Source organism: Geobacillus sp. JS12 (assembly GCF_001592395.1).
Classification (GTDB): domain Bacteria; phylum Bacillota; class Bacilli; order Bacillales; family Anoxybacillaceae; genus Geobacillus; species Geobacillus zalihae.
Window position 1 is genome coordinate 1,183,179 of the sequence record NZ_CP014749.1, and the last position, 12,553, is coordinate 1,195,731.

Sequence of the window (12,553 nt, forward strand, 5' to 3'; positions counted from 1 at the left end):
CCCTATGTACTTATTATAATCAGAGACTGTTTTTCCTAAATACAAAAACTGTTACAATTATGTTAACATTTTCTGTGCCGCGGCACTATGAAAAAATGGCTGGCGGAATGGGCCGCCGTGTCACGTTCTTTTTTTTGATCTATGGAGCTCCTTTCAGTATGTTCGTTGTCACCACCGGAATCAGCCTGCCGCCATGCTGCAAAGCCAGCGGTCTCTCTCTTGTCGCCGCAAAGAAAACCGGCACCTTATTCGATGCCGGTTTGATGTTTGTATTGTTTGACAGCCGACGGATAGTCGGCTTGGATGGCGTCTTTGTCCCGCCCGAGCCGCACGCTTAAAAACTCTAGCACAGCGGCGTCGTAGGCGAGCCCTGCCGCAAACTGCCGCTTTAACCATCGCTCGCCCGCGGCTTCATCGGGAAAGGTGCGAGCCTCTCCCCCGTCGGCATACCATGTCCATCCCTGTTCCGTCTGGCGGCTTAACCACCACTGGCCCTGATGATTCGTCCAAAACACGCCTTCTGCCTCTTCCCGCTTGTTCAGTTGGTTTTGTTCCGCATCGCCATAAACAGGCGCAAGCGGGAACGTCTCGATGACAAACAGCGGAAAGGTCGTGTCATCCACAAAACAACCCGATGCCTTCGGGTGGCCGCCGCCGCCAAACTGCTTCGCGAATTCGGCGACGTTGACATTGTCATGGATGGTGCGAAACCCGATATGTTTTGTCCCGAGATTGACTAGGGCGATCAAATCTAGGTGCGGATGCCGTTTGGATAAGGCGTTGCCAAGCTCCGACAGATGGCGTTCAGCGAACACGACGCCGATGCAGTAATCGCCGATCCAGCGCTGAACGAGCTGCTTTTGCTTCTGTCGGATGTAGCGTTGAATTTTCTTTTCTTCCATATCCAGAAGCAGCTCTTCCGTCTCGGTCAAGGAGAACGGTTCTCTGGAGGCGAGCCGCTCGCTCATCGTCTCCCAAAAGCCGTCAAGCCCGAAAATCGTCAACAAATCATTCAGCCGCTTCGCTTGCAAATTCCCATTCTCTTCCCATTCCCACGTGTCGTATTGGCGGACGAGCTCGACGAACCCATCTAGCGTTTCATTAGGTGCGAGTTTTCCCTCGCGGACGAGATAGTCGTAAAAGAGCGAGGTGGCGCACGTCTTTTTGCCATCATCCCTCACCGGTACCACCTGTCCCCACGGGTAGTCATTGAAATGAAGCGCCGTCACGTGGTGGTCGATCACTTGCACATGGCCGCCGCGCGCCGCCCGTTCAGCGAGTTGCTGTTCCACTTCCTTGCCGACGGCCAAGTCGGTGATAAACAACATGGCGCCGTTGGCCTCGTCGCTTTGCAAGAATTGGACGACCCGTTCATCCAAATTGCGATAGGAACAAAACGAAATGTTCACCTCGGCAAACGCCAGCTTCGCGAGCAATCCGCAGCCGATGCCGTCTAGATCGCTGTCAGTGAATAATTTGATCATGGGGTCCCACCTTTTTGTCACAAACTTTTTTGCAACCACGTTTTCAAGAGCGGCAACAGCCGATCCGGCAACTCGCTCACATGCGGAACAAAGACGCGGAAGCGACCATAGATGTTTTCAATCGTCCGCCGCGTTGACTCATCGTCGGCCCCGTGGCCTAAAAAGAGATTGACGACCTCAATGCCGCGGCGGCGCGCTTCGGCGACTGCTTCGTGCGTATCGATGATGCCGTTTTGTTCATATCCGTACGCGGCGGGTTCGCCGTCAGAGAAGACGAGCAGCACTTTTTGTGCTTCCGGGCGCTTGAGGAGCTGTTCGGTCATCCAGCGAATCGCCAATCCATCGCGATTATCTTCATGCGGCTCGAGCTGCAGGATCGCCGGGCCGCTCGACGGCTCAAGCGAGCGATGGAATGAGACCGCCATCTGCAAATAGTTCGGCTGACGCGAAGCGGTTGCTTCGTTCGCATCTTCCCAAAATCCGACAATTTGGTGCGGCACGCGCAACGTTTTCAACACCTCATGGCAAAGAACGAGCCCGGTTTTCGTCTCTTCCATTTTGTCATGCATGGAAGCTGAGCAATCGACAAGCAGGCCGAAGACCGCATCAAACCGCCGCGTCGGCTCGCCTTTTTTGTAAAACAAGCGCGGCCGCTCATCCGTGAAAAACGACACCAATTGTTTGCGCAGCCGACCGACGGGCAAGTTCGTGCGCCAAGCGGAGCGCTTGTGTTCAAGCCATTGTTCCATGATGCGCACAAGCCGTTTTCGGTACGGCGCCACCGCCGCCTGTTTGGCGCGGTATTGCTCAAGATGCGCGAGGTTGGGTGACGAAGGAAGAAGCACAAGATCGGCTTGGCGGTTGGCCTCGCCATACGGCGCACGGTTTCCAATCGGCGGCTGTTCGCTGAAGGATGCTTGCGCTTCCAGGCCATACTCGTTTCGCGCCGTCGGCCGAGACGTTCCTTTCACGACGGCCAGAGCCTGATCGCCGTCTTCACCCGGCCTCGCCTCATCGCTGATGATCTCGGTGCGGCTGCCTCGTTCGAGCTCAAAGCGGAGAAAGCTTCCACCCGCCCGGCTCGTTTCCCGATGCCATGTTGGCAGCACTTGCCGCTTGGCCTCTCCATCCGCCTCTTGAAGGGCATCGCGGTTTTCCAATGGGTTGGTCCGTTTGAGATCTTGAAGCGTCATCGTTTTCTCGTCCGCACCATCCTCAACGATTGGCAGCGATGTATAGGCATTGACCATATCATGAGGCAGCACGTCCTCCATCAGTTCCACAACGGCGAACGCCCAGTCCGCCACCTCGGCTGTCGAGGAAGCATCAAAAAATTGCGGCCATAACGTTTCAAGGCGCGCCTGCACCGCTTCATCCGCCATCGGAGCCAGCGGCGCATCATCAAGCGGCGAATCAGCCGTGAGCCGCAAATACATCCCCGCCAAAAACTGATCAGCCCAAGCGCCGCGCGTCCTGTTTGCTTGCCATTGCTGAGTGAAGTAGCGGCGGTACATGCGGCGGCGCGTGCGGAACCATCGCTTCATCCCGGGACGTTCCCGCTCGCAGACGGCTTCCAAGCGAAGATCTTCAGCGAATGTAAACAGCTGTTTGGAAAGCTTGGGGAGCGGTCGGGATTCCACCGCATGTCGGAAGGCGCGAACCGCCAATCGGTCGGTGTGCCGATACGTGCCGATGATGCGCAAGCCGACGTCGCTTTTCATTGCCGTTTCCCGCTCCAATGGTGGATACCCATCCCAAAAATGGCTGACGTAAACGACCGGCTTGACACAATGCACGCCGGAATGGGCGGCGAACTGGATGGCAACGTCGCGGCGGCGCATGAGCGTTTGGGCGAGGTCAGAAAGCTGCATGACCAAACTCGAGTCGACCGTTCGGTCATTGAACATCATAAACCGCTCCATGCCGAGCCTCCTATTCGTCAAACCACGTTTCGGCGATGTTGCGCACCGCCGCCCGTTCCCGTTCATCGTCAAGCTTATCGACGATGCTTCGCTCAATGGCCCGCAATGGCGGCATGTATGCCGCCAAATCGCACGCATCCAACAAAGCGCGCACCGAAGCCGCTTCCTCGGCGATTTGTCCGTTTCGCACCTGCGCAAGCAGATCCGCCGACAGGGCGACGAAACGATCGATCAACGTTTCATCCGTTAATGTAGTTTGCGCCAACAATACCGATTTTAATGTTTCTCCTTGCACATACGGGACATTGATGACGACAAACCGGTTTTTGAGCGCCTCATTGAGCGGTACGGTGCCAATATAGCCTTCATTGATCGCGGCGATGACGCCAAATGTCGGTTTCGCCTGTACGACATCGCCAGTCAGCGGATTGGTGAGCCGCCGCCGGTAGTCAAGGACGCTGTTTAAAATCGGCAGCGTTTCCGGTTTCGCCATATTAATTTCGTCAATGTATAGCAAATGCCCTTTTGTCATCGCCTGGATGACGGGTCCGGGCACGTACTCGATCACCGCCTGGCTGTTTTGGTGCACGATCGTCTTAAAACCGAGCAATGCTTCGGCGTCTAAGTCCACGGAACAGTTGATGCTGTGCATCGGTTGACCAAACAAAGCGGACAACGTTTCAGCAAGCCGCGTTTTTCCCGATCCGGTCGGGCCTTTTAAGAGCACGTTTTTCCCAAGCGCGAGCGCAATGGCGGCATCGTGCACGATCGCCTCATCTGCCGCCTTGTACCCGCCCGCTCCAATCAACGCGCGATCCGGATCGCGGCGGAACAGTTCTTTTCGCTTTTCCATTTCTTTCGTGACCGTCAACGGCCATGTTCCCATCTTCTGACTTCCTCTCTGTGGCGATCTTCCCCTCTCATTCTACTAGATCGCCCGGCGGGACGCAAAACAAAAGAACTAGACCATAAATATATTATGTAAACATAACAAAGAAAAAACGAGGCGCTCTCAACCGAAGTTGTCCTCAATCGCCTTGCGAATGAGCGCCGCGCACCGATCAAGCTCCGCCTTGAGCTGGCGTTTGTACAGCTTCGCCTTTTCCTGTCCGCCCTCGGCGAACCGATAGTAGACGACTTCTTGGTACTTCATTCCCTCTTTTTTCTGTTTCACTTGTTTTAAAATGCCGTCTTCGATCAAATCGTGCAGCGCCTTATACACTTCGGAGTGGTTCGGCCGGTAGCCGAACGGCTTGAACTCTTGGCGCAATACATCAAGCAGCTTCAGCCCGTAGAGCCGCTCCTGTTCGGTGAGCGTAATCAAATACAATTTTAAAAACGCACGTTGTTTTAACAGAAAACCGCTGGGCGTCCGTTTTTCTCCCATAGGCAGGCTTTTTCCCTCCTTCCCTACGGATGAAATTTCGCTCTTTGGGCGGCGAAATCCTGCTTGTCTTCATTATACCATGCGGGAAAGGAAAAATCCTCTCCCGCTTGGTTTCAATAAAACACGATCGTTTTGTTTCCGTGGATGATGACCCGGTCTTCCAAATGCCACCGAAGCGCCCGGGCGAGCACCGTTTTTTCAATCAGTCGGCCGATCCGCTTTAAGTCGTCCGGATGGTGGCGGTGATCCACGCGGGCGACGTCCTGCTCAATGATCGGCCCTTCATCCAAATCGTCGGTGACGTAGTGCGATGTGGCGCCGATCAATTTGACGCCGCGCTCATACGCCCGCTCATACGGACGCGCGCCGATAAAGGCGGGCAAAAATGAGTGGTGGATGTTGATGATCCGTCCCGGGAATTCAGCGACAAACGCCGGCGACAAAATTTGCATGTAGCGGGCAAGCACGATGGTGTCGATCTGATAGTCACGAAGCAGACGGATTTGTTCGGCTTCGGCGTCCGCTTTCGTTTCTTTCGTCACCGGAATATGCACATACGGGATGCCAAACGACTCGACCGTCTCGCGCAAGTCGGGGTGGTTGCTGATGACAAGGGCGATGTCGGCGATCAGCTCTCCCGCCTGCCATTGCCAAAGAAGTTCAAGCAGACAATGCTCGGCTTTGGAGACAAAAATCGCGATTCGCCGAATATCGTTGTGCAGCCGAAGCTGCCAACGCATCTGAAATTCAGCAGCGATCGGGGCGAACGCCGCTTCGATCTCTTCTTTTCGCTCGGCGATGTTCGGACAGTCGAACTCCAAGCGGAGAAAAAACGTCCCTCCCTCAGGGTCAGTCGAGTATTGGCTCGATTCAACGATATTCGCCCCTTGTTCGTACAGAAACGACGTCACCGCCGCGACGATGCCCGGGCGATCTGGGCAGGAAATAAGGATTCGAGCGCGTTGCTCGTAACCTTGCAAAAATGATTGCCAGCGATGTTGGCGAAATGTCGTCATGCGTTGTCTCTCCCTTTTCTTGCTTTTCCTTGCCATTCATCATACAAAAAATTCATGAACTTGCCAACAGGGAAGATAACAAAAGGAGGGTGTCCCAAAAGGATCGGGACACCCTTTCTTATTACCGTATATAGGTATAAAACAATTATTAAGGAACAATATGTTGTGTTTTGTTAAGGAAAATGACCCTTTTGGGTCAGCCCCCTGGCAAGCGAAAAACCTCTCTCAGTCTTTCGTCAAATCGCCGGCCGGGCCGAAAAATTCGTAATGGATGTGCTCCTCTGGCACACCCCATTGTTTTAGAGCGCGATAGACGGTTTTTATAAACGGCACCGGGCCGCAGAAATAAAAGTCTGCGTCTTTCGTCGGGATCACGGATTGCATCCATGCAAGGTCAATCCGCCCTTCTTTGCAAAAATGTGGATGGCGGCGGTCCTCGTCGGATGGCGACTCATAACAAATATGATAAGAAAATGACGGGCGTTCCGCCAACATCCGAAGCTCCTCGTCAAACGCGTGCACGCGGCCATTCAAAGCAGCATGCAAAAACGCCGCTGGGCGGGTCGGTTGGCGGATGGCCAACGTATGCGCCATGCTCAAAAGCGGAGTGATGCCGACGCCGCCGCTGATGAACACAACCGGCGTCGTTTTGGACAAATCAAGCGTAAAATCGCCGGCTGGAGCGCTAAGCTCGAGCACGTCGCCCTCTTGGACATGATCATGCAAATAGTTGGAAACAATGCCGGCCGGCTTGTCCGCTGTAGCTGCTTCCCGTTTGACGCTGATGCGGTAATACCCTTTTCCAGGTGCATCCGATAAGCTGTATTGGCGAATATGCGTATACGTCTCGCCCGGAATCGACAGTTTGACGCTCACGTATTGACCCGGCAAATAATCACTGATGGCCTTGCCGTCTTCCGGCTCCAAATAAAACGAAGTAATGACGCCGCTTTCTTTCACCTTTTTCACGACGACAAATCGGCGAAAGTCACGCCAGCCTCCGTGTTTGGCCGCTGCCTCATCGTAGAGCTCTTTTTCCACTTGAATGAAAACGGACGCAATGGCTTCATATGCTTCCGCCCAAGCCGTGATCACTTCGTCGGTGGCGGCGTCGCCGAGCACGTCTTTGATCGCCAGCAACAAATGCTTTCCGACGATCGGGTATTGTTCTGGTTTGATTCCTAAGCTGCGGTGTTTATGGCCGATTTGCCGCACAACCGGCAAAATCGCATCAAGCTGGTCGATATAGCGCGCTGCCGCATACACGGCTGCGGCCAAGGCGCGTTGCTGCCGCCCTTGCTTTTGGTTGGCGTGGTTGAAAATATTGAGCAGTTCCGGATGATTGGAAAACATGAGTTCATAAAACCGCTTCGTAATTTGTTCGCCATGTGTTTCCAAGACAGGCACCGTTGATTTCACAATTTCAATCGTTTTTGGATGCAATTTCGTTGTCGTTGTCATGATTTCATCCCCTTGTAAAACATGTATTTTTAATACATCTTTTATTCAACCATGAGCACTGCGAAAAAGCAATATTTCAAATACATCTTTAATAAATTGTTCACAATTCTCCGTTCGAATCAGGTGTGGTACAATGGGATCAAGAATGTCGCTTAAAGGTTGTGAATCACGATGCAGTTGACGAACTATACGGAATACGCCTTGCGCGTCCTCTTGTTTTTAGGCGCGCTTGATGAAGAAGAAAAAACAAACATCAAAGACATTGCCGCTGCCTTTTCCATTTCAGAGCATCATTTAAGCAAAATCGTCTATGAGCTTGGCAAACTCGGCTACATTGAAACGATCCGTGGGCGCAACGGTGGAATCCGCCTTGCGAAACGCCCCGCGGAGATTGTCATCGGCGCGGTTGTTCGCGAAACGGAGGAAAACTTGTCGCTTGTCGAGTGTTTTGCCGCCCACGGCAATGAGTGCGTCTTAACGCCGGTATGTCGGCTTCGCTTCGCACTTCACGAGGCGTTAGAGGCGTTTTTGCGTGTGCTGGATGCATATACGCTCGCCGACTTGCTTGAAGACCGAGCGTCGCTTCGTTCTTTATTGAAAGAGCGGCGCGGTTGAGGAAACTTTCTGGCTATAAGCTGGAGAGTTTTTTGGCGTTTGGCAGGCACACGATCACTAAGCATCGCTCTACGGAAGGAAGACGCGGGATGATGCGAAACCGATGGCGGCCTTTGCGGCGATTGGCACCTTGGCGCTCGGCCTTTGCGCGGGATGTGGCGGCAAGAACGATCATCAGTTGGAAAAACGAAACCAGTCGTCAAACATGGGCGGCGGGATGAATACGTCCGGCACCGGCCGATCACATCCCCTTTGTTTGCCACAAGACGAAGAATATATTAAGATTAGAAAGGTGTGAAAACATCTGCATGACTAAAGGAGGTCACAATGAAACACGAAGGAAACGCTTTGCCACCTTACTTGCATATGGACAATGGAGAGCTTTGGCTCACCGAAGATGATCGCGACAACTTAAAAATCAGCTATCGAATCAAAGAGGTGATTTTTGCCGAGCCGTCCGAGTACCAGCATGTGATGATTTTGGATTCGTACGATTTTGGCCGCATGCTCGTACTCGATGGCGTCGTGCAAACGACCTCGATTGACGGCCATATTTATAACGAAATGATTTCGCACGTGCCGCTGCAGTTTCATCCGGAAGCGAAGCGGGTGCTCATCATCGGCGGCGGCGACTGCGGCGCAGCTCGTGAGACGGCGAAATACGCTCATCTTGAAGCCATCGACATGGTGGAAATCGACGAAAAAGTCGTCCGGGCGTGCAAAGAGCATTTGCCAGCCGTCTCCGGCAACTTATCGGATCCGCGCGTGCGGTTTGTTTATGATGATGGCGTCAAGTTTGTGCAAGGGAAGGAAAGCGTCTACGACGTCATTATGATCGACTCGTCCGACCCAGTCGGCCCGGCGGAGGCCTTGTTTTCACCGGAGTTTTACGCCAACGTCCATCGCGCGTTGAAAGCGGATGGGCTGATGGTCTGCCAAAGCCAGTCGCCGATTTTCCATCTGGATATTTTGAAGCGGACGTACCGCAATATTCGCGAACTGTTCCCGCATGTGCTTGTGTACACCGCCGTGGTGCCGACGTATCCAGGAGGGTTGTGGAGCTTTACGATCGGCTCGAAACGGCCGCTCGATTTTCCGGCGCAGACTACCATTCCAAATGACACGAAATATGTGAACGATGGGATCTTTCGCCAATGTTTCGCGTTGCCGGCATTTTTGCGTTCGGCGCTTGAGGTGGAATAACCGCTTGGCATCAAAAAAGCTGTCCCCCACAAAGCAGGGACAGCTTTTTCGTGTTGCTTGAGTCCGTTCTGTTTTATGGAGCAGGTGGGTTGTGAGACAATGCCCGCTTGGCAAGCCATTGAAGCGTCAAGTCGTCAGCAGGCGGGTTGTAGAGCCCAGCGCGGACGTCACGGTAATGCCGCTGAAGCGGATTGTCAGCAAACAAGCTTTGTCCGCCGACAATGCGCATCGCCCAATCGACGACTTCAAGCGCGGTATTGGTGGCGACCAATTTGGCTGTTGCCAACTCCTCTTTCATTTCCATCCGTTTTTCCGGATAGCGATCCCATAAATCGGCGACCGCGTACAGGAAATGGCGCGCATGGGTGAGGCGCCATTCCATTTCAGCGATTTTCCGCTGTACTTCGGGCGTCGAGGCGATTGGGTGAGGCAGGGTATTAGGCTGGTACGTCTTGGCAAAGCGAAGCGCCTCATTGCGCGCCGCAATGGCGATGCCTAAGTAACAAGCCGGCACGTGCAACAGCCATCCTTGCGCCGGAGCGGCTTCGTTCGCTTCTCCAAGCGTCTCTACGAGCGCCTCTTGGTCGACTTCGACTTCTTCAAGAACAAGATCATCGCTGCGCGTCGCCCGCATGCCAAGCGTGTTCCACGTCGGTTCGATGCGAATGCCTGGAGCAGACATCGGCACGAGAAATTCACCGACCCGACCATCTTCCATCGTGGCGGAAATTAAGACGTAATCGAGCGCAGGGGCTAACGATGCAAATGTCTTTCGCCCCCGAAGCACAAAGCGGCCATGGCGAAAGACGGCCGTCGTTTCCGGTTTACCGCCGCGCGCCGGGCTGCCAGTTGTCCGTTCAGAGTGGGCGCTGTTGATGAGCACGTGGCGGCAAACGACTTCATTCGCCAAACGGGCGAGAACGGGCTCCGGCCAGCGGCGAAGCAAAAACAGCCGCATGAGAATGCTGGCGTGCCAACCAAACGACAATGCCGTTGCCCCAGAACCTTGGGCGATCGTCTCTTGCACGAGCACGAGCTCATAAAGCGACGCCCCTTGGCCACCGTATTCAGTCGGGACGGTCAAGGAAAGGAATCCAGCCTCTTTTAAATCGGCAAAATCGGCAAATGGAAACGTTGCCCGTTCGTCATCATGCGCTGCCCTTTCCGCAAACCGTTCCGCAAGGCGACGCGCTTGGTCGTACAATTGTTGCTCCCGATCGGTTCGCACAAGCAAATGGTACAATTCGTTCATCGGTTCTCCCCTTCTTTTGGTCAAGATGCCTTTATTGTACCGAGTTTTGGCTAGGACTGAAAACAAAAACGCACGGGAAAATGACCGTCCTTGCTCTCGGAAGCTTAAAAGAGAAAGAAATGCCGAATGTACCGATCATCGTCACGGTGGACGAACTCATTTTTCCCAGCATCGTACTCGTATTCCTCCTGCCAGCGGCGGCCATAGCGGGCGATTTGACGGACGGCGCGGATGATCGCATACACTTCTTCGTTCGTCATCGTAGGATGGAGCGACAGACGCACCCATCCTGGTTTGGCGAGAGGATTGCCGTTTTTGACTTCTTGAAGCAACATAGCGGATTGTTCCTTGTCGATGCCAAGCAAATAGTGGCCGTATGGTCCGGCGCAGGAACAGCCGCCGCGCGCTTGAATGCCGAAGCGATCATTCAGCAGTTTGACAACAAGGTTGTAATGCAATCCATCTATGACAAATGAGATGATGCCAAGACGGTCGTCCCGATGTCCTTCAAGCACGCGAACGCCGGGAGTGCTTTTTAGCGCCGGCAAAAGAAGGGAAACAAGTTCCTTTTCGCGGGCGCGCATCTGTTTTACGTTCATTTGCTCTTTCAGCTGGATGACCAACGCTGCCTTGATGGTTTGCCAAAACGGCGGTGTTCCGCCATCTTCGCGTTCCTCAATGGCTTGGATGTATTCATAGTTCCCCCACGGGTCAGTCCAGTACACCGTCCCGCCGCCGGGGTGATCCGGAGCGTGCTGATGATAAAGCCGGCTGTCAAAGATGAGCACGCCGGCGCTTCCCGGCCCCCGAGAAACTTATGGGGGAGAAATAAATGGCATCAAGCTGCTCCATTGGGTCGTCCGGATGCATATCGATGCGGACGTACGGAGCGGAAGCAGCAAAATCAACAAAGCAAAGGCCGCCATGCTCGTGCATGATTTTCGCCAGCTTATGATATGGGGTTTCCAACCCCGTGACGTTCGAGCAAGCAGTAAAGGCACCGATTTTTTGCGGTCGATCTCGGTAGCGCTCCAGCAGCTCGCGCAAATGGTCAAGATCGACATCCCCGTTTTCTGTCGGACGGACCGCCACGACTTCCGCGATGGTTTCCACCCATGGCAATAAATTTGAATGGTGCTCCATATGGGTGACAAAAACGACTGGCCGCTCCTCATCATGAAGGGACAAGCGGCGCTTCCACCGTTCCGGTACGCGCAAGCCAAGCAGACGCTGCAGCTTGTTGACGGCGCTTGTGGTCCCGGCGCCTTGCATAATCAAGACATCGTTTTTCCCGGCATGAACGTGCTGTTTGATGATTTCTTTTGCATAGCGATAGGCAAGCGTCGTTTTCGTTCCGGTCACATTCGATTCCGTATGCGTGTTGCCGACAAATGGACCGAGCTCATGCGTCAGCTTCTCTTCAATCGGCCGGTACAGCCGCCCGCTTGCTGTCCAGTCGGCGTAAATAAGCCGCTGTTTGCCAAACGGCGTAGAAAACGGATGAAAGCGGCCGATCGTTCCATCGCGAAACGGCTGAAAATACGTCTCAAGCTCCCCGCGGCATGTATACACCGCATTGCCGATCACAGCGTGAATGGCCATGTTGATTCCCCCTTTCCGCCATTTCGTCTATTTACAAAGTATGTCGCCTTCGGTGGTTCGGTCCAAAAAACGTGGGAAAGTTGAAAATGAAAAATCCGCCGTACAGGCGGATGGTATTCACTCCCTTTTTTTGCACGATAACGGCGAAATCGTTTCCCCCACGGACGGCGCAAGGTATTCGGCAAGCATGGTCCGCAAGTCATCGGGCAATGGTTCGCTCGTTTGGGTTTGGAAATTAAAATGGACGACCGCTGCCTCTCCGATGGCGATCAGTCTTCCTGTTTCCTCTTCCATGATGCGATGAATGCATTGAAAGCTTTTATTGCCGATCCGGGAGACATTGGTTTCCACGCGCAATCGTCGTCCGAAGAATCCTTGGTTGATAAAATCGCACTTGGTGGAAGCTAAAATAAAATGCCAGTCGTCCGTTCGCCCGCCGTAACGCAATTCATCAAACAGGCGGGTGCGCGCTTCTTCTAAATAAATAAAATAGCTAATGTTGCTTAAATGTCCGAGCGCATCAGTTTCACAAAAGCGTGGGTTGACGGTAATGATGTGCGTCTTCATTTCTCCCTCTTCCTTTCTTGCTTTTTTTGCCCCTTTCGGCCCAC

The 12,553-nt window shown here is 53.7% G+C and carries 11 protein-coding genes and 1 pseudogene; 3 read left to right on the plus strand and 9 right to left on the minus strand.

Going from position 1 to position 12,553, the window contains the following annotated elements; all coding sequences use genetic code 11:
* Positions 1 to 245: 245 nt before the first annotated feature.
* The 6 genes from A0V43_RS05850 to hmpA all read right to left on the minus strand — a co-directional run bounded on the left by A0V43_RS05850 (position 246) and on the right by hmpA (position 7,270).
* Positions 246 to 1,484, minus strand: a complete 1,239-nt coding sequence (locus A0V43_RS05850) for a DHH family phosphoesterase (RefSeq protein ID WP_063192617.1) — start codon at positions 1,482 to 1,484, stop codon at positions 246 to 248.
* 17 nt (positions 1,485 to 1,501) lie between these two features.
* The gene (locus tag A0V43_RS05855; protein ID WP_063192618.1) at positions 1,502 to 3,406 is read right to left on the minus strand and encodes a nitric oxide reductase activation protein NorD; all 1,905 of its coding nucleotides are present in this window, start codon (positions 3,404 to 3,406) and stop codon (positions 1,502 to 1,504) included.
* A gap of 10 nt (positions 3,407 to 3,416) precedes the next feature.
* A complete protein-coding gene (locus A0V43_RS05860; RefSeq protein WP_063192619.1) occupies positions 3,417 to 4,292 on the minus strand; it encodes an ATP-binding protein in 876 nt (291 codons plus the stop codon).
* Between the two features lie 126 nt (positions 4,293 to 4,418).
* Entirely contained in the window at positions 4,419 to 4,793 is a 375-nt protein-coding gene (locus A0V43_RS05865; protein ID WP_011231227.1) for a replication termination protein, read from the minus strand.
* A 113-nt stretch (positions 4,794 to 4,906) separates the two neighbouring features.
* A complete protein-coding gene (purU, locus tag A0V43_RS05870) occupies positions 4,907 to 5,809 on the minus strand; it encodes a formyltetrahydrofolate deformylase (protein ID WP_013523764.1) in 903 nt (300 codons plus the stop codon).
* Between the two features lie 225 nt (positions 5,810 to 6,034).
* Positions 6,035 to 7,270 carry an NO-inducible flavohemoprotein gene (hmpA, locus tag A0V43_RS05875; protein WP_063192620.1) on the minus strand — a complete coding sequence of 412 codons (1,236 nt, stop codon included), beginning with the start codon at positions 7,268 to 7,270 and terminating at the stop codon, positions 6,035 to 6,037.
* 171 nt (positions 7,271 to 7,441) lie between these two features.
* On the opposite strand from hmpA, the gene nsrR reads away from it, so the two are divergent.
* The 3 genes from nsrR to speE all read left to right on the plus strand — a co-directional run bounded on the left by nsrR (position 7,442) and on the right by speE (position 9,088).
* Positions 7,442 to 7,885 (plus strand): nitric oxide-sensing transcriptional repressor NsrR, encoded by a 444-nt coding sequence (gene nsrR, locus A0V43_RS05880; protein WP_011231230.1) that lies wholly within the window; start codon positions 7,442 to 7,444, stop codon positions 7,883 to 7,885.
* A 103-nt stretch (positions 7,886 to 7,988) separates the two neighbouring features.
* Positions 7,989 to 8,183, plus strand: a complete 195-nt coding sequence (locus tag A0V43_RS05885) for a hypothetical protein (RefSeq protein ID WP_020755390.1) — start codon at positions 7,989 to 7,991, stop codon at positions 8,181 to 8,183.
* Positions 8,184 to 8,212: 29 nt separating this feature from the next.
* Entirely contained in the window at positions 8,213 to 9,088 is an 876-nt protein-coding gene (gene speE, locus A0V43_RS05890) for a polyamine aminopropyltransferase (RefSeq protein WP_063192621.1), read from the plus strand.
* A gap of 73 nt (positions 9,089 to 9,161) precedes the next feature.
* Here speE and A0V43_RS05895 read toward each other — a convergent pair whose 3' ends face one another.
* The 3 genes and pseudogenes from A0V43_RS05895 to A0V43_RS05905 form a co-directional block, all read right to left on the minus strand.
* Positions 9,162 to 10,340 (minus strand): acyl-CoA dehydrogenase family protein, encoded by a 1,179-nt coding sequence (locus A0V43_RS05895; protein ID WP_063192622.1) that lies wholly within the window; start codon positions 10,338 to 10,340, stop codon positions 9,162 to 9,164.
* 104 nt (positions 10,341 to 10,444) lie between these two features.
* Positions 10,445 to 11,942 (minus strand): annotated as a pseudogene (locus tag A0V43_RS05900) (aminotransferase class V-fold PLP-dependent enzyme).
* A gap of 117 nt (positions 11,943 to 12,059) precedes the next feature.
* Entirely contained in the window at positions 12,060 to 12,509 is a 450-nt protein-coding gene (locus A0V43_RS05905; protein ID WP_063192623.1) for an acyl-CoA thioesterase, read from the minus strand.
* Positions 12,510 to 12,553: the final 44 nt, after the last annotated feature.

Excerpts from the sequence above, each read along its gene's own strand:
- A0V43_RS05885 (WP_020755390.1), top strand. The coding sequence starts at position 7,989 with ATGGCGGCCTTTGCGGCGATTGGCACCTTGGCGCTCGGCCTTTGCGCG.
- A0V43_RS05850 (WP_063192617.1), bottom strand. The coding sequence starts at position 1,484 with ATGATCAAATTATTCACTGACAGCGATCTAGACGGCATCGGCTGCGGA.
- A0V43_RS05895 (WP_063192622.1), bottom strand. The coding sequence starts at position 10,340 with ATGAACGAATTGTACCATTTGCTTGTGCGAACCGATCGGGAGCAACAA.
- hmpA (WP_063192620.1), bottom strand. The coding sequence starts at position 7,270 with ATGACAACGACAACGAAATTGCATCCAAAAACGATTGAAATTGTGAAA.
- purU (WP_013523764.1), bottom strand. The coding sequence starts at position 5,809 with ATGACGACATTTCGCCAACATCGCTGGCAATCATTTTTGCAAGGTTAC.
- A0V43_RS05865 (WP_011231227.1), bottom strand. The coding sequence starts at position 4,793 with ATGGGAGAAAAACGGACGCCCAGCGGTTTTCTGTTAAAACAACGTGCG.
- nsrR (WP_011231230.1), top strand. The coding sequence starts at position 7,442 with ATGCAGTTGACGAACTATACGGAATACGCCTTGCGCGTCCTCTTGTTT.
- A0V43_RS05860 (WP_063192619.1), bottom strand. The coding sequence starts at position 4,292 with ATGGGAACATGGCCGTTGACGGTCACGAAAGAAATGGAAAAGCGAAAA.
- speE (WP_063192621.1), top strand. The coding sequence starts at position 8,213 with ATGAAACACGAAGGAAACGCTTTGCCACCTTACTTGCATATGGACAAT.
- A0V43_RS05905 (WP_063192623.1), bottom strand. The coding sequence starts at position 12,509 with ATGAAGACGCACATCATTACCGTCAACCCACGCTTTTGTGAAACTGAT.
- A0V43_RS05855 (WP_063192618.1), bottom strand. The coding sequence starts at position 3,406 with ATGGAGCGGTTTATGATGTTCAATGACCGAACGGTCGACTCGAGTTTG.